The 20,962-nt window shown below is 59.9% G+C and carries 17 protein-coding genes; 6 read left to right on the top strand and 11 right to left on the bottom strand.

Translation table 11 applies throughout. From position 1 onward, the window contains the following. Position 1: 1 nt before the first annotated feature. Positions 2-1,237, bottom strand: a complete 1,236-nt coding sequence (locus PSH57_RS16630; RefSeq protein ID WP_305384230.1) for a 3-methyl-2-oxobutanoate dehydrogenase (2-methylpropanoyl-transferring) subunit alpha — start codon at positions 1,235-1,237, stop codon at positions 2-4. A gap of 193 nt (positions 1,238-1,430) precedes the next feature. Between PSH57_RS16630 and bkdR the strand changes: the two genes are divergently transcribed. Beyond that, positions 1,431-1,919 carry a Bkd operon transcriptional regulator BkdR gene (gene bkdR, locus PSH57_RS16625; RefSeq protein ID WP_047227603.1) on the top strand — a complete coding sequence of 163 codons (489 nt, stop codon included), beginning with the start codon at positions 1,431-1,433 and terminating at the stop codon, positions 1,917-1,919. A gap of 123 nt (positions 1,920-2,042) precedes the next feature. Here the strand turns inward: bkdR and PSH57_RS16620 are convergent, their stop codons facing one another. The 7 genes from PSH57_RS16620 to PSH57_RS16590 form a co-directional block, all read right to left on the bottom strand. Further along, positions 2,043-2,912, bottom strand: a complete 870-nt coding sequence (locus tag PSH57_RS16620; protein WP_305384229.1) for an aldose 1-epimerase — start codon at positions 2,910-2,912, stop codon at positions 2,043-2,045. A gap of 189 nt (positions 2,913-3,101) precedes the next feature. Next, on the bottom strand, positions 3,102-4,382 hold the full coding sequence (locus PSH57_RS16615; RefSeq protein WP_305384228.1) for a TRAP transporter large permease: 1,281 nt from the start codon (positions 4,380-4,382) through the stop codon (positions 3,102-3,104). After that, a complete protein-coding gene (locus PSH57_RS16610) occupies positions 4,382-4,909 on the bottom strand; it encodes a TRAP transporter small permease (RefSeq protein WP_305384227.1) in 528 nt (175 codons plus the stop codon). Before PSH57_RS16610 ends, PSH57_RS16615 begins: the two co-directional genes overlap by 1 nt. Before the next feature lie 74 nt (positions 4,910-4,983). Next, positions 4,984-5,961, bottom strand: a complete 978-nt coding sequence (locus PSH57_RS16605; protein ID WP_256229122.1) for a TRAP transporter substrate-binding protein — start codon at positions 5,959-5,961, stop codon at positions 4,984-4,986. A gap of 55 nt (positions 5,962-6,016) precedes the next feature. Next, entirely contained in the window at positions 6,017-6,922 is a 906-nt protein-coding gene (locus PSH57_RS16600; protein ID WP_305384226.1) for an SMP-30/gluconolactonase/LRE family protein, read from the bottom strand. Positions 6,923-6,965: 43 nt separating this feature from the next. Beyond that, positions 6,966-7,787 carry an NAD-dependent epimerase/dehydratase family protein gene (locus PSH57_RS16595; RefSeq protein ID WP_305384225.1) on the bottom strand — a complete coding sequence of 274 codons (822 nt, stop codon included), beginning with the start codon at positions 7,785-7,787 and terminating at the stop codon, positions 6,966-6,968. 190 nt (positions 7,788-7,977) lie between these two features. Then, the gene (locus tag PSH57_RS16590; protein WP_422766103.1) at positions 7,978-9,165 is read right to left on the bottom strand and encodes an OprD family porin; all 1,188 of its coding nucleotides are present in this window, start codon (positions 9,163-9,165) and stop codon (positions 7,978-7,980) included. A 920-nt stretch (positions 9,166-10,085) separates the two neighbouring features. Here PSH57_RS16590 and PSH57_RS16585 point away from each other — a divergent pair. Together PSH57_RS16585 and PSH57_RS16580 are read left to right on the top strand one after the other, a co-directional pair. Then, positions 10,086-10,421, top strand: coding sequence for a DUF6124 family protein (locus PSH57_RS16585; protein WP_305384222.1), 336 nt, complete (start codon positions 10,086-10,088; stop codon positions 10,419-10,421). A 175-nt stretch (positions 10,422-10,596) separates the two neighbouring features. Beyond that, a complete protein-coding gene (locus tag PSH57_RS16580; protein WP_003180478.1) occupies positions 10,597-11,217 on the top strand; it encodes a TetR/AcrR family transcriptional regulator in 621 nt (206 codons plus the stop codon). Between the two features lie 143 nt (positions 11,218-11,360). On the opposite strand, the gene preA is transcribed toward PSH57_RS16580, so the two are convergent. From preA to hydA, 3 genes are all read right to left on the bottom strand, one after another. Then, entirely contained in the window at positions 11,361-12,635 is a 1,275-nt protein-coding gene (gene preA / locus PSH57_RS16575; protein WP_305384220.1) for an NAD-dependent dihydropyrimidine dehydrogenase subunit PreA, read from the bottom strand. Next, positions 12,636-14,003, bottom strand: a complete 1,368-nt coding sequence (locus tag PSH57_RS16570) for an NAD(P)-dependent oxidoreductase (RefSeq protein WP_305384219.1) — start codon at positions 14,001-14,003, stop codon at positions 12,636-12,638. 182 nt (positions 14,004-14,185) lie between these two features. After that, on the bottom strand, positions 14,186-15,625 hold the full coding sequence (gene hydA / locus PSH57_RS16565) for a dihydropyrimidinase (RefSeq protein ID WP_305384218.1): 1,440 nt from the start codon (positions 15,623-15,625) through the stop codon (positions 14,186-14,188). A 621-nt stretch (positions 15,626-16,246) separates the two neighbouring features. Here hydA and PSH57_RS16560 point away from each other — a divergent pair. The 3 genes from PSH57_RS16560 (at position 16,247) to PSH57_RS16550 (ending at position 20,764) form a co-directional block, all read left to right on the top strand. Further along, positions 16,247-17,731, top strand: a complete 1,485-nt coding sequence (locus PSH57_RS16560; RefSeq protein ID WP_305444687.1) for an NCS1 family nucleobase:cation symporter-1 — start codon at positions 16,247-16,249, stop codon at positions 17,729-17,731. Positions 17,732-17,883: 152 nt separating this feature from the next. Continuing rightward, complete coding sequence (locus PSH57_RS16555; protein ID WP_305384215.1) at positions 17,884-19,167, top strand: Zn-dependent hydrolase; 1,284 nt, start codon at positions 17,884-17,886, stop codon at positions 19,165-19,167. A 112-nt stretch (positions 19,168-19,279) separates the two neighbouring features. Beyond that, a complete protein-coding gene (locus PSH57_RS16550) occupies positions 19,280-20,764 on the top strand; it encodes a helix-turn-helix transcriptional regulator (RefSeq protein WP_305384213.1) in 1,485 nt (494 codons plus the stop codon). The last annotated feature ends 198 nt before the right edge of the window (positions 20,765-20,962 follow it).

Genomic DNA, 20,962 nt, shown 5'->3' with positions numbered 1-20,962 from the left:
GTCAGATCCCCAACTCCTGACGCTGGCGCTTCAAGTGCTCCGGCATCTCTTTGTAGACGTCTTCGAATATGGTCGCGGCGCTTGGGATCTGCCCGCCGGCGAGGGTGCCGTACTGCTCGGCTTCCTTCTGCGCGGCGATCACCTCGGCTTCGAGTTCGGCGGTGACTGCAGCATGTTCCTCTTCGGACCAGTGGCCGATTTTCACCAAGTGCTGCTTGAGGCGCGCAATCGGGTCACCCAGCGGGAAGTGGCTCCAGTCGTCGGCGGGACGGTACTTCGAGGGATCGTCGGAAGTGGAGTGCGGGCCCGCGCGGTAGGTCACCCATTCGATCAGCGCCGGGCCGAGGTTGCGGCGGGCACGTTCGGCGGCCCAGCGCGAGGCGGCGTAGACCGCCATGAAGTCGTTACCATCCACCCGCAGCGAGGCGATGCCGCAGCCGACGCCGCGTCCGGCGAAGGTGGTGGCTTCACCACCGGCAATGGCCTGGAAAGTGGAGATTGCCCACTGGTTGTTGACCACGTTGAGGATCACCGGCGCCCGGTAGACGTGGGCGAAAGTGAGGGCGGTGTGGAAGTCCGATTCGGCGGTGGCACCGTCACCGATCCAGGCCGAGGCGATCTTGGTGTCGCCCTTGATCGCCGAGGCCATGCCCCAGCCCACACCCTGGATGAATTGCGTGGCCAGGTTGCCGGAAATGGTGAAGAAACCGGCGTCCTTGACCGAGTACATGATCGGCAACTGCCGGCCCTTGAGCGGATCGCGCTCGTTGGACAGCAGTTGGCAGATCATGCCCACCAGCGGCACGTCGCGGGCCATCAGGATGCTTTGCTGGCGATAGGTGGGAAAGCACATGTCATCGATGTTCAGCGCCAGGGCCTGGCCGCTGCCGATGGCTTCCTCGCCGAGGCTCTGCATGTAGAACGACATTTTTTTCTGGCGCTGAGCGACCACCATGCGGTTGTCGTAGATGCGCGTCTTGAGCATGGCGCGCATGCCTTTGCGCAGGATCTCCAGAGGCACGTCTTCGGCCCATGGGCCGTGGGCATTGCCCTGGTCATCGAGCACCCGAATCAGCCCTCGGGCCAGGTCGGCGGTGTCGGACGGCTCAACGTCGATGGAGGGTTTGCGCACCGTGCCGGCATCGCTCAGATGCAGGTAGGAGAAGTCGGTCTGGCAGCCGGGACGGCCCGAGGGTTCGGGGACGTGCAGGCGTAGTGGTTCATACGCTGGGTTCATGGCTTTCTACGCTCGATCTTGTGAATTTCTTGTAGTGGGCGCGCTAGCTGACGAACTTTCCTGGGTAAGGAAAAATTGTCCTACAACAATCATAGGCTCGACGCAGAAGAATATTTTTCTCTGTTGGGTTGCTGTTCAGATCATTTGCAGATAAAAAATCTGCACAACGATAAAAAACAGGATTATTTGTCTCATGCGTAAACTGGATCGCACCGACATCGGCATTCTGAACAGCCTTCAGGAAAACGCCCGCATTACCAACGCCGAGCTCGCCCGGTCGGTCAATCTCTCGCCCACGCCTTGCTTCAACCGGGTCCGGGCCATGGAGGAGCTGGGGGTGATACGCGAGCAGGTCACGCTGCTGGATGCCGATCTGCTGGGCCTGCATGTCAATGTGTTCATCCACGTGAGCCTGGAAAAACAGGTGGAGGAGGCGTTGCAGCACTTCGAAGAGGCGATCTCCGACCGGCCGGAGGTGATGGAGTGCTACTTGATGGCAGGCGACCCGGATTACCTGATCCGCGTGCTGGTGCCGTCGATCCAGTCGCTGGAGCGGTTCATGATGGACTTTCTGACCAAGGTCCCGGGTGTGGCGAATATCCGTTCGAGCTTTGCGCTCAAGCAGGTGCGTTACAAGACTGCGCTGCCTTTGCCGGCCAACGGATTGACCTTGGGCACCTGAGCATCAAAAGACCGCACCAATCCCTGTGGGAGCAAAGCTTGCTCGCGATGCAGACGCCTCGGTTCCCGGGAGACCGCGTCCACTTCATCGCGGGCAAGCCTTGCTCCCACAGGGAACTGGGTGTTAGAGCAGTCGGCACTGCATCGAAAACCCGAGCGTCACCGCTTGCCCTTGCTCCAGCAAGCGCAACCCCGGCCGCCCTGGCAGGTGGTGGGCATTGACCGGATGGCTGACCGGTTCGATGCAAAAGAAATCCAGGCCCACGGGACAGTACAGCAGGAAGTATTCGCTACCGCTGGCTCGGCATTCCAGCTCATAACCCAGGTCTGGTTGCTGGATCAGGCAATGCCCGTCCCACCCGCCAAAGCCGTTATCCACGAGGGTGTCCGGCAGCAAGCGGGGTTGTTGGAAGTCCCAGATTTCAGGAACCTGCCCCAGCCCTGTCGGTAGTTTTTGCTCATCGCACATCCAGACTTCGGTCGCACGGGTTTGCAGGCGTGTGCCCGCAGTGCGCGGGAAGTACGGGTGTAAACCCAGCCCATGCCACGCGGCCTGTTCGGCCAGGTGGGTGACGTGCATCGCGATCTGTAACTGACCACCGCTCAAACGGATCCGCAGGCTGGCGCAGTAGGCGAACGGCTGTTGGCTGTCGAGCTGCAACAGCGCTTGCTGAGCACTGTGCTCAATGACTTGCCAGGGTTGCTGCCAGGCGCTGCCATGGATCGGAAACGGATCGTTGGGGCTGTTGGCTTCCAGGGCGAGCCAGCCGCCCGGACAGTCGAAACCGCCCTTGGCGATCCGGTTCGACCACGGGATCAGCGGGAAACAGCCGAGCTTGCCAGGCAGGCCGTTTTCCAGCGCTTGCGGCGCGGGCGGGCGTAGCAGGGGAGCACCGGTGCTGCGCAACGTCCATTCAACGAGACTGGCGCCCAGGTGCGGGGCCAGGGTGAGGCGGGTCAGTTCGTCTTCGAGGTGGAGAAGGGGCGGCGTCATGGTGACCTTGTTTTGCAAGGTTGAAAAAACTGTTGTGGGGACAGCCGGATTTTTGGCGAGGACTTGTAGGAGCAAAGCTTGCTCGCGATGAAGATGACGCAGTCTCCCTGGAAACCGAGGAGCCTGCATCGCGAGCAAGCTTTGCTCCCACAAGGGGATTTCCCACAAGGGGATTTTGTCGTTTGTTCGTTACAACACCAGATTCGGCAGCCACAGCGAGATAGCCGGAATGTAGGTCACGGCCAGCAACACCAGGAACAGCATGCCGTAGAACGGCAGCAGGGCCTTGACGGTGCTTTCGATACTGACCTTGCCAATGGCGGCGCCCACGAACAGCACGGCGCCCACAGGCGGAGTGATCAGCCCGATACCCAGGTTCACCAGCATGATCATGCCGAACTGCACCGGGTCTACACCGATGCCCAGGATCACCGGCATCAGAATCGGCGTCAGGATCAGGATCAGCGGCGCCATGTCCATCACCGTACCCAGGACCAGCAGCATCACGTTGATGCACATCAGGATCACATAACGGTTATCGGAGATGGTCAGGAACAGGGTGGTGATTTTCGCCGGGATCTGCATCAGGGTCATGATGTAACCGAAGCTGGCGGCGAAGCCGATCAGGATCATCACGATTGAGATGGTACGTACCGTGCGATGCATCAGTTTCGGCAACTCGCTCCACTTGTAGTCGCGGTAGATGCACATGGTCACGAAAAATGCCCAGAGCACAGCGATGGCGGCCGATTCGGTGGCAGTGAAAACGCCTGACAGAATACCGCCGAGAATGATCACCATGGTCATCATGCCCCACAGGGCTTCACCACAAATTTTCAGCGCCTGCTTGAGGGGAATCACTTCGCCCTTGGGGTAGTTGCGCTTTTTCGCGAAGATCAGACACAGGGCCATCAGCGAGGCGCTCATCAACAGCCCCGGCACGATTCCGGCCATGAACAGTGCGCCAATGGAGACCGTACCACCGGCAGCCAGGGAGTAGAGCACCGAGTTGTGACTCGGTGGGGTCAGTAGCGCTTGTACCGAGCCGCTGACGGTGACGGCGGTGGAGAATTCGCGCGGATAACCACGGCGTTCCATTTCCGGAATCAGCACCGAACCGACTGATGCGGTGTCCGCTACCGAGGAACCCGAGATTGCGCCAAAGAAGGTCGAGGCCATGATGTTGACCAACGACAGACCGCCGCGCACGAAACCCACCAGCACACCGGCGAATGCCACCAGCCGGCGAGACATACCGCCCTCGGCCATGATTGCACCGGCCAGAATGAAGAACGGAATGGCCAGCAACGAAAACTTATTCACCCCGCCCGCGACCTGGATCATCACGGCCTGGAACGGGATGTCGATCCACCACGCGCCGATCAGCGCAGCGGCGCCCAGAGCGTAGGCGACCGGCATGCCGATCACGATCAACAGGAAAAAACTGCCCAGCAGAATCAGAGCGTCCATTAAGCGGCACCTTCACTTTCTTCGACCAGGTCGAACTGCACGACCCGACGCTTGCTCTGATCACCGAGCAAGAGTTTTTCCAGGACAAAAATCAGGGTCAAAAAACCACCGACCGGTATGGGCATGTACGTGATGCCGACCCGCAGCGTGGGCAGGGCGCTCATGTACTGGTTCCAGGTGGATATGCAGAGTTTGGTGCCGCCGCTGATCATGAAGATGCAGATTGCAGCCATCAGCAGTTGGGAAACGACCGAGGCCGCGGTTTTCAAGTGAGGGGGCAGGCGGCTGGTGAGCATGTCCACGGCCATGTGCGCACCGGCGCGGTAGCTGGCGGCGGCGCCGATGAACGAGAACACAATCATCAGCAAAATCGCGGTGGGCTCAGGCCAGCTTGAGCCGGTACCCAGCACGTAGCGGGCGAACACGCCCCAGGGAATCATCAGAGCAATTGCCAGGACAGAGAGGCCGGCGACCCAGATGCAAGTCATGTAAATCTTATCGTTGATGCGCAGCAGCAAATTCTTCATCGGGTTCCACCGTAACCGGGCGCGCCCTGGGACATCGGGCGCGCCTGGCCTTTTCAAGTACAGATTGAGAGGTGTTACTGAACGGCTTCGATACGCTTGATCAGGTCGGCGTACGGCGCACCGTATTTGGCCCGGATCGGTGCGGTGGCGTCATAGAAGGGTTTCTTGTCGACAGTGATGAACTCAACGCCGGCGGCCTTGAGTTTCTCTTCACTGGCGAGGGTCTTCTTGTCCCACAATTCGCGCTCGTCCAGTTGGGACTGCTTGGCCGCTTTTTTCACCAGGGCTTGCTGCTCGGGGGTGAGTTTTTCCCAGGTGAACTTGGACATCACCACTGGTTCCGGCAGGATCAGGTGGCCGGTCAGGCTGTAGTACTTGGCGTTCTGGTAGTGGTTGTGCTCCAGCATGGTCGGCGGGTTGTTTTCCGCACCGTCAATCACGCCGGTCTGCAGGGCACTGAAGATTTCACCGGTGTCCATGGCGATCCCGTTACCGCCCATGGCGTTGAGCGTTTCGATGAACATCGGGTTGCCCATGACGCGAATCTTCATGCCATGCATGTCTTCGGGCTTGTGCACTGGCTTCTTGGTGTAGAGGTTGCGCGTGCCGCCGTCCATCCAGGCCAGGGCCACCAGGTTGAATTCGGAATTGGTGATCTTGTCGAGGATCTCCTGGCCGATTTCACCGTCGATGATCTTGCGCATGTGCGCCTGGTCACGAAACACGAATGGCATGTTGAAGACGTTCACGTCCGGCACCACCGGTCCAACGATGCCCAGACTGACGCGAGCCATTTGTACGGCGCCAACCTGAAGCTGCTCGATGACTTCTTTTTCCGAGCCCAACACACCGCCGGAATACATCTTGAAGGTGAACGGGTCTTTCTGGCCTTTGCTTCCCTCGACCAGCGTCTTGCCGAGGATTTTTTCCGCTTCCACGGTTGGATAGCCATCGGGGTGGATATCGGCAAACTTGATCTCAAGAGCCTGGGCCGCTTGCGCAAGGAAGGCCAGGGGGAGGGCTGCGATCAGAAGCGTGCGTTTGAAATTCATGGTCAATCTCCAGTGTTGTTGTTTTTATGTCTATCGAATGAAGCGGCAATGCAGGTCAGTTGGCGGCGTGTTTCGATCCTCCGAAAGCCGTTTCAGCAAGGCCCTTGACGCCGGGGTTGAGGGCAAACACGCCCCCAGCCAGGGATTGCGGATCAGTGTCGTCGCCAGGGCGGATCGAGGTGACGAACAGGGTGTCCAGACGGCTGCCGCCAAAGGCGCACATCGTCGGTTTCTTCACCGGCACCGCCAAAGAGCGATCCAGTCGGCCATCCGGGGTGAAACGATGGATGAGGCCGGCATCGTTGGCGCAGATCCAGTAGCAACCTTCAGCGTCCACCGCCGCGCCGTCCGGACGTCCGGCCAGGGGCATCATGTCGACGAACAGCCGCCGGTTGGAGGGCGTGCCGCTGTCGATGTCGTAGTCGAAAGCCCAGATCTGCTGGACCAACGGATGTGAGTCGGAGAGGTACATCGTGCGCCCGTCCGGGCTGAAGCCCAGGCCGTTGGGTACGATGAACCCGCTCAGTTGTGCCTCGACCGGGCCGCGCTGCCCGCCATCAAAGCGGTACATCCGTCCCTGATCGGCATTGGCCCCCATGTTCAGCACCATGCTGCCGGCCCAGAAACGACCCTGGCGGTCGCAACGGCCATCGTTGAGGCGCATGTCGGTGCGGGCGTGCTCGACACTGGCGCACAATTCGCTGTCCAGGCTGCCGTCATCAAAGGGGTGCAGACGAAAGAAGCCGCTCTCCATGCCGGCGACCCAACCCCCGTCCTGGTGACGGGCGATGCAGGCGAGCATTTCGGGCGTTTCCCAGCCTTTGAGTTGTCCGGTTCCGGCATTCCAGCACTGCAGCCCACCGCTGGGAATGTCTACCCAGTACAGGGCGTTTTCCTCGGGGACCCACACCGGGCTCTCACCGACAGCGTTGCGTGCATCGACAATCAATTCGGCTTGCATGGCGATTCCTTGGTTCGTTCGTATCCCATGAAAAACAGGCGAATCAGTCGTCGAACGGGCCGGCCGCGACAAAGGCACCACCCTGGTAGACCCTGGCCGGGTCATCGGCGGCCGGCATCGGCTGAGCTTCGACCTTGTCACGGAAGATTTCGGAGCTGTCCTTGGGCTGGTAGCCCAGGTGCGCGGCCTGGCTGTTGTCCCACCACACGTCGCGGTTGGCGGACATGCCATACACCACGGTGTGGCCGACTTTCGGGGTATAGAGCGAGCATTCGATCAGTTGAGTGAGGTCGTCGAAGCTCAGCCAGGTGCTCATCATCCGGCGGTTCTGCGGTTCGGGGAACGACGAGCCAATGCGGATGCTCACGGTTTCGATGCCGTAGCGATCAAAGTAAAAACTGGCCATGTCTTCGCCGTAGGACTTGGACAAGCCGTAGTAGCCATCCGGACGGCGAGGGGATCGGGCGTCGAGGGCCTCGTCCTGCTTGTAGAAGCCGATGACGTGGTTGGAGCTGGCGAAGATTACGCGCTTGACGCCATGCTTGCGGGCGGCTTCATAGATGTGGAACACGCCGCTGATGTTGGCACCGAGAATTTCTTCGAACGGACGCTCTACCGAAACGCCGCCGAAATGCAAAATGGCGTCGACGCCTTCCACCAGTTGGTGCACCGCCTGTTTATCAGACAGGTCGCACGGCAGCACTTCTTCACTTTCATCAATGGCCGGGGCCATGTTGGCGATGTCCGACAGGCGAATGTGGCGGGCGAAAGGCTTGAGGCGTTCACGCAAGACTTTGCCCAGGCCGCCGGCAGCACCGGTCAGCAGCAGACGATTGAAGGGTTGGCGAATGTGTGTCGTAGTCATGAAATTACCTGAGCAAACGGTGAGAGGTATCAGTTGTTATAAGTTGTCGTACGACCGAGAGGGAATATCCTTATCCTACCGCTACCTTGTCAACGTTTGATCGACGAATCGCTCTACAACGGCATCCTTGCCTTTGGCTGTTGCGTCGCCATGGCCCTTTTGAAAAGCGCCCATGGCGACGGATCCCGGCTTAAAGAAGCGAGATCGGGTAGCTGACAATCAAGCGGTTTTCATCGAACTCACTGGTGCTGTAATCCCGGCGCATCGTCGAGTTACGCCATTTCACATTGAGGCTCTTCAACGCACCGCTCTGTACGGTGTAAGCGAGTTCGCTTTCGCGGCCCCATTCCTTACCGTCGGTGATGGTGCCGGTGTGTACGTTGTCACCGCTGATGTAACGGTTCATCAGGGTCAGGCCCGGTACGCCGACGGCGGCGAAGTTGAAGTCGTGGCGCACTTGCCAGGATCTTTCCTCGGCGTTGTCATAGCTGGAGTTGTAGCTGTCGTTGGCCAGGGTGCCGCCGCTGGTGCCGTTGACGCGCATCCAGCCATCGTCGCCACTGAGTTTTTGCAGGCCGACGTAGAAAGTGTTGCCACCGTATTTGGCCGAGAGCATGGCGGACAAGGTTTTGTTGTCCAGGTCGCCGGCCAAGGCGCTGCCTTCTTCCTTACCGATGAAGTAACCGAGGTTGGCGCCCAGGGTCCAGTCACCGACGGGCTGGCTGTGGGTCAGGTTGAAATACTTCTGCTGGTAGATGTCGGACAGTTCCGCATACCAGACACCGACCTGGGTGCGTTTGTCGTTGAAGGCGTATTCGCCACCGCCGAAGTTAAAGCGGTCCGAAAGGAACGCACCACGGCCGTTCATGGACATGTCTTCCATGCTCGCGTCGTTGCGCATGCTGTTGGCGCGGAACTGGCCGCCGTAGAGGCTCAGGCCGCTGATTTCGGTGGAGGTTACCTGGCCGCCGCGGAAGGTTTGCGGCAGGGAGCGACCGTCGTCCGAGCGCAGGATCGGCAGCACCGGCATCCATTCGCCCACCTTCAGTTCGGTTTTCGACACCTTGGCCTTGAGGGCGATCCCCAGGCGACCGAAGTCATCGGCCGGACGGCCATCATCGTGCACCGGCAACAATGCGGTATTGGCAGTACCGCGACCCCCGTCGAGCTTGACCGAGTACATGCCCAACACGTCCACGCCGAAACCGACCACGCCTTGGGTGAAGCCGGACTTGGCGTCGAGAATGAAACTCTGGGTCCATTCCTCGGCTTTGCCTTGGGCGTTGTCCGGGTTGGTGAAGTTGCGGTTGATGTAGAAGTTGCGCAGGTTGAGGTTGACCTTGGCGTCATCAACGAAGCCTTCGGCGTTGGCGGTCATGGGCAGGAACAGGGCAAGGCTGCTGCAACTGATCAACCCCAGGGCGTGTCGGGAGTTGAAAAGGGTACGACGGGTTTGGTTGCCGGGTGAAAAACGGACAGGTGTGCTCACTATGACGCTCCCTACTTTTTTGTTGTTTTTATTTGTCATACGTCGTCGTACAACATGGCGCGGATTATTTGGGCGTCGTTCCACGTTGTCAACTGGCCATTATCGGAATTCTCATCGTCCTTGTGTCTGAGGATGAGGGATTACGTTGGTTTCAGGGTCGATAAGGGAGGCTTTGAAAGCTTCGGCCCAAGCAATCCACGGGCCTCAGAATAGCTGCGGCTGTCCTTGGTTGTGCGATGACTGGTCTAAGACATTAGTCGAATGTTGGCGATTGGAAGTCTTAAGAAGGCTCTTGTGGCGAGGGGATTTATCCCCGCTGGGCTGCGCAGCAGCCCCCAAACCGGCAACTCGGTGTGCCAGGAAGATTGAATCAACTGCTTTAGGGCCGCTGCGCAGCCCAGCGGGGATAAATCCCCTCGCCACAAGAGTGTGCTGTTACCCTGTGTTTCCAGTTCAAACAGGCTTGTGTTTATCCAGATGTAGGATCGTTCGGGGTCGGGCTACGTTGTCTTGCGCCGTTGCCTACAACTGCGCCAGAATCCGCCGGCTTGTGCGCCTTGGGGCCGGGCTCTATCGTTTCCGGGTCACTGATTGAATCAGTGATCGGGTTTGGTAGCCCGGCTTTTGACTTGACGCATAGCCCCCTGTCATAACAGTCCGTTTCGGTATCTGTTTTATGGTGGTCATGCGCAGGGCGTCTTCGGACGCGCCGGTTCTCCAAGTCACCGGTCTACCAACCCGCGTATGGCCGCCACCCTTCGTTTGGTAGCGAGAGTGATGGCTCCATTTTTCGATTTGGAGATTCATCTATGTTCAAAGTAACCCCCAACCCACCCGAGACAGATCCATCCAACTCCAAGGCGTTCGACAAAGCCGCTGACCGTATCCTCGACCACTACCTCAAGCCCAAACCCAGCAAACCCGAGGCCGATCCCGGCCAACTGTTCACCGTCGCCAATGGCGTGGACACCGAAACCCTGCTCGCCAACCTCAGCGAAAACCTGGCCTCGGCCAATGCCATGGTCAGTGACTTGGCCTTCGACCTGGAAGGTCCCAGGCGCCACATCGCCCTGGGCATCCAGCAATTGATCGAACTGAGCGGATTGCTGGCGAACCGCGCGCTGGATAATGTCGAAGCGCACTAGTCGACTCTCCCCTTGAAACTGGCCTCCGAAGAACACCTCCAGAGGCCAACACGAACCCGCTTCTGTGGCGAGGGAGCAAGCTCCCTCGCCACAAAAGCTTTCCCACAAGCAGCGCCGGTGTTCTCAAAAGTGGGTGAATGCTAGTCTTGACCAACGCTGTCGCCAGGGAGCCCTCATGGGCAATCACAAGATCGAGATTCGTCGCAGTAACGTCGAGAAAATCCTGCTGGCCGCCGAGAAGGTCTTTGCCGAAAAGGGCTTCGGCAGCACCGCCATGGCCGACATCGCCGCCGAGGTGCAGTTGCCCCGATCCAACCTGCATTATTACTTCAGCACCAAGAGCGAACTGTACAGCGCCGTGCTGTTCGATCTGCTGGAGGTCTGGAAGCAGGATGCCTTGTGCTTCGAGATGTTCGATGACCCACGGGTGGTGCTCAGCAGTTACATCCGCGCCAAGATGAACCACTCCCGCAGTCGGCCCTACGGCTCGAAGGTCTGGGCCAACGAAGTGATCCACGGTGCGCCGACGCTGGGCCAGGCGCTGGATGCCAGCCTCTATGACTGGGCCAAGATGAAGGAGGCAAAAATCCGCCAGTGGGTCGAGGACAAGCGCATCCTGCCGGTGGAGCCTTCAAGCCTGCTCTACATGATCTGGGCCTCGACCCAGCACTACGCCGACTTCGACCACCAGATCAACATCCTCAATGATCACCAGCCGCTGTCCGACATGCAGTTCGAACGGGCGGTGCAGACGGTGACCAGTGTGATTTTGCGGGGGATCGGGTTGGAGCCCTGAAATTTGTGGAGTGGCTGATGGCCCTTTCGCGAGCAAGCCCGCTCCCACATTTGATCTGCAGTGAACACAATATTTGTGAACGACAGCGATCCACTGTGGGAGCGGGCTTGCTCGCGAAGAGGCCAGCCCAGACGCCTCAAATTTCAAGCCGTTACATGATAGGGATTACGCGGATCATGGTTCCAGTCCAGGAACGGCTTGCCTGTCTCCACCGTCACCATCTCGATGCAGTCCTGCACCGGGCAGGTGATCTGGCAGAGATTGCAGCCCACGCACTCTTCATCGATCACTTCATATTTGTGCGTACCGTCCGCCTGTTTGAGGCTGGCGATGGACTGGTGGGAAGTGTCTTCACAGGCGATGTGGCAGCGACCGCAACCGATGCAGGCCTCTTGGTCGATCTTGGCGATGACCTGATAGTTGATGTCCAGGTACTTCCAGTCGGTGGTGTTGCCCACCGCGCGACCGGAAAATGCCTGCAGGTTGGCGTGGCCGTGATCGTCCATCCAGCGTGACAGGCCGTCTTTCATCTCTTCGACGATGCGAAAGCCATGGAGCATCGCTGCCGTACACACTTGCACGGCGCCACTGCCCAGGGCGATGAATTCCGCCGCGTCGCGCCAACTGCCGATGCCGCCGATGCCGCAAATCGGTAAGCCCTGGGTCTGCGGGTCGCGGGCGATTTCCGCGACCATGTTCAGCGCGATCGGTTTGACCGCCGAGCCGCAGTAGCCGCCGTGAGTGCTCTGGCTGCCGACGATGGGCAGGGCGACCATGCGGTCCAGGTCGACGCTGGTGATGGAGTTGATGGTGTTGATCAACGACACTGCATCGGCGCCGCCCCGATGGGCCGCGCGGGCGGCAACGCGGATGTCGGTGATGTTCGGGGTGAGCTTGACGATCACCGGCAGCGAGCAATAGGTTTTGCACCAGCGTGTGACTTGTTCGACGTACTCCGGCACCTGGCCGACGGCCGCGCCCATGCCCCGTTCTGGCATGCCGTGGGGGCAGCCGAAGTTCAGCTCGATACCATCGGCACCGGTGGCCTCCACCAGGGGCAGGATGCGTTTCCAGGATTCTTCCACGCACGGCACCATCAACGACACGATCAGCGCCCGGTCCGGCCAGTCCTTTTTCACCTGGGTGATTTCCCGCAGGTTGATCTCCAGCGAACGGTCGGTGATCAGCTCAATGTTATTAATGCCCAGCACCTCGCGATTGGCGCCGAAGTGGGCCGAGTAACGCGACGACACGTTCACGGCCGCCGGGTCCTCGCCAAGGGTTTTCCAGACCACGCCACCCCAGCCGGCCTCGAAGGCACGTACCACGTTGTAGGCCTTGTCGGTCGGCGGCGCGGAGGCCAGCCAGAACGGATTGGGGGCTTTGATGCCGGCGAAGACAATCGACAGATCGGCCATTTACGCAGCCTCCACGTTGAGCATGAGTTGAGCGTTGATCGCCTCGGCGGCAAGCTTGCCGTGCTGCACGGCCTGCACCGTCAGGTCCTGGTCCAGGCTGGTGCAGTCACCGCCGGCATACACGCCGGCAATGCTGGTGCGCAAATGCTCGTCCACCAGGATTCGTCCATCCTGGCGTTTGAGCTCCCGGGCCAGCGGGTCCGCCAGCGCGTGGTCATCGAAGGCCTGGCCGATGGCTTTGAAAATCCCGTCGGCGGGCAGGTCGAAGGTGTCGGTGCCGGTGACCAACCGACCGTTCTCCAGATGGGTGCGGCAGAAGCGCATGCCCCGCACATTCCCGGCCTCGTCCAGCAGCACTTGTTGCGGCTGGGCCCAGGTCAGCAGACGCACCTGATTGGCCTTGGCGATGTCTTGCTCATGGACGGTGGCGCCCATGTCCTCAAGACCGCGCCGGTACACCAGGCTAACGTCCCGGGCGCCGAGACGGGCCATCTGCACGGCCATGTCGATGGCGGTGTTGCCAGCGCCGAGAACGATGCAGCGGTCGGCCAGTGGCAATTGGCTGAGATCGTCGGCCTGGCGCAACTCGCGGATGTACTCGGTGGCGGCCAGCAGCCCCGGCGCTTGTTCATCGCTCAGGCCCAGTTGTTTGCTGGCGGCCAGGCCCAGGCCGAGGAACACGGCGTCGAATTGCTGGTGCAAGTCGCTCAAGCTGAGGTTCTCGCCAAGCTTTTGGCCATGGCGGATTTCGATGCCGCCGATGCCCAGCAGAAAGTCCAATTCGCGCTGGGCATAATCGTCCACCAGCTTGTATTTGGCGATTCCGTATTCGTTGAGGCCGCCGGCCTTTTCCCGGGCTTCGAACACCACCACGTCATGGCCGTGCATCGCGCTGCGGTGAGCGCAGGACAACCCTGCGGGACCCGCGCCGACCACGGCAATACGCTTGCCAGTGGCGGCGGCGCGTTTGAACGGGTGTTCGCTGAAGTGCGCGTTGTCCACGGCGTAGCGCTGCAACAGGCCGATCAGTACCGGCGCGCACTCGTGGGCGTTGTTGCGCACGCAGGCTTGCTGGCAAAGGATCTCCGTGGGGCAGACCCGGGCACAACTGCCGCCGAGGATATTGGCCGAGAGAATCTTTTGCGCCGCGCCCTGGACGTTGTCCTGATGGATGTTGCGGATGAACGAAGGGATGTCGATCTCGCTTGGACAGGCGTTCACGCATGGTGCGTCGTAGCAGTACAGGCAACGGGATGCTTCCAGGTGCGCCTGGCGCGCGTTGAGCGGCGGCGCCAGGTCGCTGAAGCGCGCTGCGAGGGCGGCCGGGTCTTCCTGGGAATGGGGGAGGTGACTCAAGGGCTCGATCATGGAATTGGCCTCACGGTGTTTGAGGTGCTGCCTCTGGTGGGCAGTGTTTTTTTCGTTGCCTGGACTGACGCCTTCGCGAGCAAGCCCGCTCCCACAAGGGATCTGCTGCGCACCACACATCTGCGTCTATCCCAGATCCAATGTGGGAGCGGGCTTGCTCGCGAAGGCCGAAGGCCTGGATTTCAGCGTTTAACCGCAGTTGGCCGGTGCAACTCCGCCCGCTTGCTCAGCAAATCAAACACCGCCGGGTAAGCCGGTCGTTCGATGTAGCGTCCGGCCCCGCGTTCGGCCCGCAGGTCGCCATCGACCCAGACCAGTCGGCCCTGGCTGATGGTGTGGCTGGGAACGCCGCGTACGGTCTTGCCTTCGAAGATGTTGAAGTCCACCTGCTGATGGTGGGTCTTGGCCGAAATCGTACGGCTGCCTTGGGGGTCCCAGAGCACCAGGTCGGCGTCGGCACCGACGCGAATGGCGCCTTTGCGCGGGTAAAGGTTGAAGATCTTCGCCGTGTTGGTGGAGGTGAGGGCGACGAAATCATGCATCGACAATTTGCCGCTGTTGACCCCTTCATCCCAGAGCACCGCCATGCGGTCTTCGATACCGGCGGTGCCGTTGGGAATCTTGCTGAAGTCTTCGCGGCCGGCGGCTTTCTGCTCGGCGCAGAAACAGCAATGGTCGGTGGCGGTGGTGTGCAAGTTGCCCGACTGCAAGCCATGCCAGAGCGCCTCCTGATGCCCGCGAGGACGGAAGGGTGGGCTCATCACATAACCGGCTGCGGTCTGCCAGTCGGGATGGCGATAAACGCTATCGTCCAGCAGCAGATGCCCGGCCAATACTTCACCGTAGACTGGCTGGCCCTGGCTGCGGGCATAGGTGATTTCATCCAGGGCTTCCTTGGTCGACACGTGCACCAGATACAGCGGCGTGCCCAGGGTCTGGGCAATGCGGATGGCCCGGCTCGCGGCTTCACCTTCCACTTGCGATGGCCGCGACAGTGGATGGGCTTCGGGACCGGTAATGCCCTGGGCCAGCAACTTGCGCTGCAGGTGATCAACCAGCTCGCCGTTCTCGGCATGTACCGTGGGCACGGCGCCCAGCTCCAGGCACCGCTCGAAGCTCGCCACCAAGGTGTCGTCGGCCGCCATGATCGCGTTTTTGTAGGCCATGAAGTGCTTGAAGCTGTTCACTCCGTGATGGCTGACCAGTTCGGCCATCTCTTCACGAACCTGTTCGCTCCACCAAGTGATCGCCACGTGAAAACCGTAGTCACTGGCGCTTTTCTCTGCCCAGCCGCGCCATTGGTGAAACGCTTCCATCAGCGACTGCTGGGGATTGGGAATGACGAAGTCGATGATCGACGTCGTGCCTCCCGCCAAGCCTGCCGCCGTGCCACTGAAAAAGTCTTCGCTGGCGACGGTGCCCATGAACGGCAACTGCATGTGGGTATGTGGGTCGATGCCGCCCGGCATCAGGTATTGGCCGCTGCCATCGAGTACTTCGACATCGGCGGGCGCATCCAGGTTTTCACCAATGGCCTTGATCACACCCTCGGCACACAACACATCGGCGCGATAACGTTCATCATGGGTTATTACGGTGGCACCACGGATCAACAAAGACATTCCGAGTTCCTCGCAGGCATGACCGACTGATGCCGGTTCTTTATGTTGTATAGATCATCATGGGGAAGTGATGACTCGTGCAGCGTTCTAATCCTGTCACAGTTGTCAGGATTAGAAGCTAGCTGGAGTTTGCCGAATCAGCAAGATTATTTTTAATAGGTTGTTTGAATGTATAACTCATTGAAAATAATGAATTAAATGTTTGAATCACCAAAATGGTGAGCGGCCTCACCATTTTGACGCACTTGACAGGATCATTATTTGAGCGAGATTAATCATGGTAAATCAGCAGCTTGAAAGGCGTTAAAGTGCGGTTTAGACGCTTCGCAATAATGTGGAGTGCACCACTTTGAATCTCGGGCTCGACAGAACGTATAGGTCATCTAGCCTCAAGGTCACTGGCGCGCAGTGCAAGAGGACAATGAAATCAGATTAAAGCTTTAAATATCAGAAAGTTGTCAGCGTTATATCGTTCAACCGGTCAGCCTGGCGAGGCAATCGGCACGGTTATTGAGTGCTGTCGCTGCCAGGCAGGGCCGCCGGTAGAACGCGCGCTTTACATGCAAGTACTCCGGCCATCGCCAGTCGATGAGCAAAAATAATGAAAACAGTGGAGCGGACATGACCAGATCAACAGTGACCGAGCGCGACGGGTTGTTCGAGCTTGAAGCCGGTAGCGACGTTCTCGACAGCCCCCGTTACAACCATGACATCGCACCCACTCAGGTGCATGAACGAACCTGGAATAAATGGCACATCACCGCGCTCTGGGTCGGCATGTCGATCTGTGTGCCGACCTACACCCTCGGCGGCGTGCTCACGGCCTATTTCGGGCTTTCCGTGGGCGAAGCGCTGCTGGCCATCCTGTTCGCCAACATCATCGTGTTGATTCCCCTGACCCTCAACGCCTTTGCCGGGACCAAATACGGCATTCCGTTCCCGGTGCTGTTGCGCTCGTCCTTCGGCGTCATCGGCTCCAACGTTCCCTGCCTGATCCGCGCGCTGGTGGCGTGTGGCTGGTTCCGAATCCAGACGATGTTCGGCGGCTTGGCGATTCATCTGTTTCTGGGCTCGGTGTTCGAAGGCTGGAAGAGCCTGGACGGTACCGGCGAAGTGATCGGTTTCATGGTGTTCTGGGTCTTGAACTTGTGGGTGGTGCTGCGCGGTGCCGAGTCGATCAAATGGCTGGAAACCCTGTCCGCGCCGCTGTTGGTGCTGGTGGGGGTCGGCCTGTTGATGTGGGCATTGCCCAACGTCTCCCTGACCGAACTGATGGCGCAGCCGGCCAAACGGCCCGAAGGTGCCGGTGTGACCAGTTATTTCCTGGCGGGACTCACGGCGATGGTGGGTTTCTGGGCCACGCTGTCGCTGAACATTCCTGATTTCAGTCGTTATGCCAAGAGCCAGAAAGACCAGATCGTGGGGCAGATCATCGGCCTGCCGCTGACCATGTTCCTGTTCGCCGCCCTCGGCGTGGTCATGACGGCGGCCTCGGCAAAACTGGTGGGCGTGACCGTCTCCGACCCGGTGACCCTGATCGGACACATTCAGAGCCCGCTGTGGGTGGCGTTGGCCATGGTGTTGATCATCATCGTCACGCTCTCGACCAACACCGCCGCCAACATCGTTTCGCCCACCAACGATTTCCAGAACCTGGCGCCAAAACTGATCGGCCGTACCAAGGCGGTGATGCTGACCGGGCTGGTGGGGCTGGCGCTGATGGCCCATGAACTGCTGAAAAAACTCGGTCTGATCGTTTCCGAGGTCAGCCTTGAGTCGGTCTATTCCAACTGGCTGCTGGGTTATTCCAGCCTGCTGGGGCCGATTGCCGGGATCATGGTGGTGGACTATTTCCTGATCAAGAAACAGCAACTGGACCTGGCCGGGCTGTACCGCGACGACGTCTACCCGGCCTGGAACTGGAACGGCTTCATTGCCTTTGGCGTGCCAGTGGTGCTGACGCTGTTGTCCCTGGGCAGCGACGCGTTCAGCTGGTTCTACAGCTACGGCTGGTTCACCGGCTCGGCACTGGGCGGGGTGATTTATTACGGGTTGTGCAGTCTGCAAGGAGCAAACCCCGCCATCGTTAAATCACCGCTGCAATAACAGATGAGTGTGGTTCCTGTGGGAGCGGGCTTGCTCGCGAATGCTGTGGTTCAGCCAGCAGTGATGTCGACTGACCCACCGCATTCGCGAGCAAGCCCGCTCCCACACTGGACCGCGTTGAGATTGAAATAATCGGTTGAAGGAGATCCCCCATGAACGCAGCCGTCGACGTTCTACAGTCCACCCAACAGCACATCAACCGCGACCGCTTGTGGCAGTCGCTCATGGACCTGGCGCAGCTCGGTGCCACGGTCAAGGGCGGGGTGTGCAGGCTGGCCCTGACCGACCTGGACCGCCAGGCCCGGGACTTGTTTGTGCAATGGACCGAGGCGGCCGGCTGCACCGTCAGCATTGACGCGGTGGGCAATATTTTTGCCCGTCGCCCGGGGCGCAATCCGAACCTGCCGCCGGTGATGACCGGCAGCCACATCGACACCCAGCCTACCGGCGGCAAGTTCGACGGATGCTTCGGAGTGCTGTCTGGCCTGGAAGTGCTGCGCACCCTCAATGATCTGAAAATAGAAACCGAAGCACCGTTGGAGGTGGTGGTCTGGACCAACGAAGAAGGCTCGCGCTTCGCCCCATGCATGATGGGTTCTGGCGTATTCGCCGAGAAGTTCACTCTCGAAGAAACCCTGGCCAAGACCGACGCCGAGGGCATTAGCGTCGGCCAGGCGCTCAATGCCATCGGCTACGCCGGGCCACGCCCGGTCAGCGGGCATTCGGTGGGGGCGTATTTCGAGGCGCATATCGAGCAGGGGCCGATCCTGGAGGACGAACGCAAGACCATCGGTGTGGTCATGGGCGCATTGGGGCAGAAGTGGTTCGATCTGACCTTGCGGGGCGTCGAAGCCCACGCCGGCCCGACTCCGATGCACTTGCGCAAGGACGCTTTGGTGGGTGCTTCGATCATCGTCGGTGCGCTCAACCGCGCGGCCCTCGGTCATCAACCCCATGCCTGCGGCACGGTTGGCTGCCTGCAAGCCTATCCCGGTTCGCGCAATGTCATCCCGGGCGAAGTGCGCATGACCCTGGATTTTCGTCACCTGGAGCCGGCCCGCCTGGATTCGATGATCGCCGAGGTCAGGCAAGTCATTGATGACACCTGCCAGCAACACGGGTTGACGTATGAATTGACCCCTACGGCCGACTTCCCGCCGCTGTACTTCGACAAGGGCTGCGTCGAAGCCGTACGCGGTGCTGCCCAAGGGCTGGGCCTGTCGCATATGGACATCGTCAGCGGCGCCGGCCACGACGCGATCTTCCTCGCCGAACTGGGGCCGGCCGGGATGATCTTCGTACCGTGCGAAGGCGGTATCAGCCACAACGAAATCGAAAACGCCGCCCCGGATGACCTCGCCGCCGGTTGCGCGGTGCTGCTGCGAGCGATGCTCGCCGCCTCACAGGCGATTGCCGAGGGGCGCATGGCGGCTTGAAAAGGCTGAGGATCAAAAGATCGCAGCCTCGTTGCACTCGGCAGCTCCAGGGAACGTGTCATCACCGCGGATGGTCGTAATCTCCACGCTCCTCTGACCACATGGAGACCTGATGAGCCAGGATGTCCCGACTACCGATACCAATCGTCGTCAATTGCTGCAAATCATCGCCGGGCTGTCTGATGGGGTGATGTTGATCGAAGTCGACCAGACCATCGCCTGGGCCAATGAGGCGGCGTTGACCATGCACGGGGTCGCTGATCTCAAGGACCTTGGGGCCAACGCCGAGCAATACGCCCAGCGGTTCAATTTGCGATATCGCAACAACCATCCGCTGACCGAAGACAACTACCCCATCGCCCGGGTCGCCCGTGGCGATGAGTTCAGCGATGTTCTGGTGGAGGTTACGCCCGAGGCTGATTCCGACCGCACCTGGGTTCACCGGATCCGCAGCATGGTGCTGACCGACCGCAGCGGCGAGGCGGAATTGCTGGTGCTGATTCTCAGCGATGCCACCGAATGGGCCAGCGCCGAACAGCGTTTCGAGAAAACCTTCGCGGCCAACCCGGCGCCGGCGGTGATCTGTCGTCTCAGCGACCTGCGTTATATCAAGGTCAACCAAGGCTTTCTGGAAATGACCGGCTACAGCCGCGAGCAAGTGATCGGGCGTTCGGTGTATGAGCTGGATGTACTCGAGGCGGCTGAGAAACGTGATTTGGCCGTTGAACGGCTGGGCCAGGGTGCGACCATTCCGCAGATGCAGGCCGAGCTGAAATTGCCCGGTGGCGGTAGCAAACAAGTGATCGTCGCCGGCCAGCCGTTGGACCTGCATGACGAAGACTGCATGCTGTTTTCCTTCATGGACATGGAGCCGCGCCGCAAGGCTGAAACGGCGTTGCGCCAGAGTGAGGAGCGCTTTGCCAAGTCGTTCCGCCTCACGCCCGTGCCGACCCTGGTGTGCAGTGCCGAACAGCAATTGCTGGAAATCAACGAAGCCTTTCTCCAGACCAGCGGTTACGCCAGTGAAGAGCTACTGGGCAAAACCGTGGAGGAAATCGGCTTTCTCGACCCGGATGCCCGCGCCGCGCTGTTTGCCACGCTGGAAAAAACCGCAACCGTGTCCAATGTCGACGTCAAGGTTCACAAAAAGGGCGGGGAACAGATCGACTGCGAGATGGCGGCCGATACTGTCGTGATCCAGGACAAAGCGTGTTATTTGCTGGTGTTGATGAACATCACCGAACGCAAACGCTCAGAGCTGGAGCTGGTGGCGGCTATCGAGGAGGTGATGAAAGATGCCTCCTGGTTCAGTCGGACCCTCATTGAAAAACTGGCCAATGTGAAGAGCATCAACGCCCAGTTGCCCACCACTTCATTTACAGAACTCACAGCCCGGGAGCGTGATGTGCTGGGGCTGATCTGCCAAGGCCTGGCCGACAAGGAAATCGCCGCGCGCTTGAAGCTGGCCCCCAATACCGTGCGCAATCATGTGGCGACGCTGTACTCCAAGCTTGATGTTCACAGCCGTAGCGAGGCGATCGTCTGGGCTCGCGAGCGCGGCCTGTTCGCCAAGGAGTGGCGAATGAAGGCACCGTGATAGCCAGTGCAAATGCACTGGGCGTGCTGGTGCAAATTTGGGTTTTGCACCTGTCGTTGGCTCCTTACTCTGTGAGGGTGCGGCATGTTCTTCATAACGCCGCGTCCCCCACGAAACAGTCAAGGAACAGGCCACAATGCGCAGTGAACGAATCAATCGTGCAATCGACAGGATGTTTGCAGAGTCCATGAGCCGGGA

This window comes from Pseudomonas hefeiensis (genome assembly GCF_030687835.1).
Classification (GTDB): Bacteria; Pseudomonadota; Gammaproteobacteria; order Pseudomonadales; family Pseudomonadaceae; genus Aquipseudomonas; species Aquipseudomonas hefeiensis.
Note: the sequence above shows the minus strand (reverse complement) of the source record. Positions and strands in the feature narration are given on the sequence as shown.

Bases quoted from the DNA above. Each gene is read 5' to 3' on its own strand.
- PSH57_RS16630 (WP_305384230.1), bottom strand. From the start codon at position 1,237: ATGAACCCAGCGTATGAACCACTACGCCTGCACGTCCCCGAACCCTCG.
- bkdR (WP_047227603.1), top strand. From the start codon at position 1,431: ATGCGTAAACTGGATCGCACCGACATCGGCATTCTGAACAGCCTTCAG.
- PSH57_RS16620 (WP_305384229.1), bottom strand. From the start codon at position 2,912: ATGACGCCGCCCCTTCTCCACCTCGAAGACGAACTGACCCGCCTCACC.
- PSH57_RS16615 (WP_305384228.1), bottom strand. From the start codon at position 4,382: ATGGACGCTCTGATTCTGCTGGGCAGTTTTTTCCTGTTGATCGTGATC.
- PSH57_RS16610 (WP_305384227.1), bottom strand. From the start codon at position 4,909: ATGAAGAATTTGCTGCTGCGCATCAACGATAAGATTTACATGACTTGC.
- PSH57_RS16605 (WP_256229122.1), bottom strand. From the start codon at position 5,961: ATGAATTTCAAACGCACGCTTCTGATCGCAGCCCTCCCCCTGGCCTTC.
- PSH57_RS16600 (WP_305384226.1), bottom strand. From the start codon at position 6,922: ATGCAAGCCGAATTGATTGTCGATGCACGCAACGCTGTCGGTGAGAGC.
- PSH57_RS16595 (WP_305384225.1), bottom strand. From the start codon at position 7,787: ATGACTACGACACACATTCGCCAACCCTTCAATCGTCTGCTGCTGACC.
- PSH57_RS16590 (WP_422766103.1), bottom strand. From the start codon at position 9,165: ATGACCGCCAACGCCGAAGGCTTCGTTGATGACGCCAAGGTCAACCTC.
- PSH57_RS16585 (WP_305384222.1), top strand. From the start codon at position 10,086: ATGTTCAAAGTAACCCCCAACCCACCCGAGACAGATCCATCCAACTCC.
- PSH57_RS16580 (WP_003180478.1), top strand. From the start codon at position 10,597: ATGGGCAATCACAAGATCGAGATTCGTCGCAGTAACGTCGAGAAAATC.
- preA (WP_305384220.1), bottom strand. From the start codon at position 12,635: ATGGCCGATCTGTCGATTGTCTTCGCCGGCATCAAAGCCCCCAATCCG.
- PSH57_RS16570 (WP_305384219.1), bottom strand. From the start codon at position 14,003: ATGATCGAGCCCTTGAGTCACCTCCCCCATTCCCAGGAAGACCCGGCC.
- hydA (WP_305384218.1), bottom strand. From the start codon at position 15,625: ATGTCTTTGTTGATCCGTGGTGCCACCGTAATAACCCATGATGAACGT.
- PSH57_RS16560 (WP_305444687.1), top strand. From the start codon at position 16,247: ATGACCAGATCAACAGTGACCGAGCGCGACGGGTTGTTCGAGCTTGAA.
- PSH57_RS16555 (WP_305384215.1), top strand. From the start codon at position 17,884: ATGAACGCAGCCGTCGACGTTCTACAGTCCACCCAACAGCACATCAAC.
- PSH57_RS16550 (WP_305384213.1), top strand. From the start codon at position 19,280: ATGAGCCAGGATGTCCCGACTACCGATACCAATCGTCGTCAATTGCTG.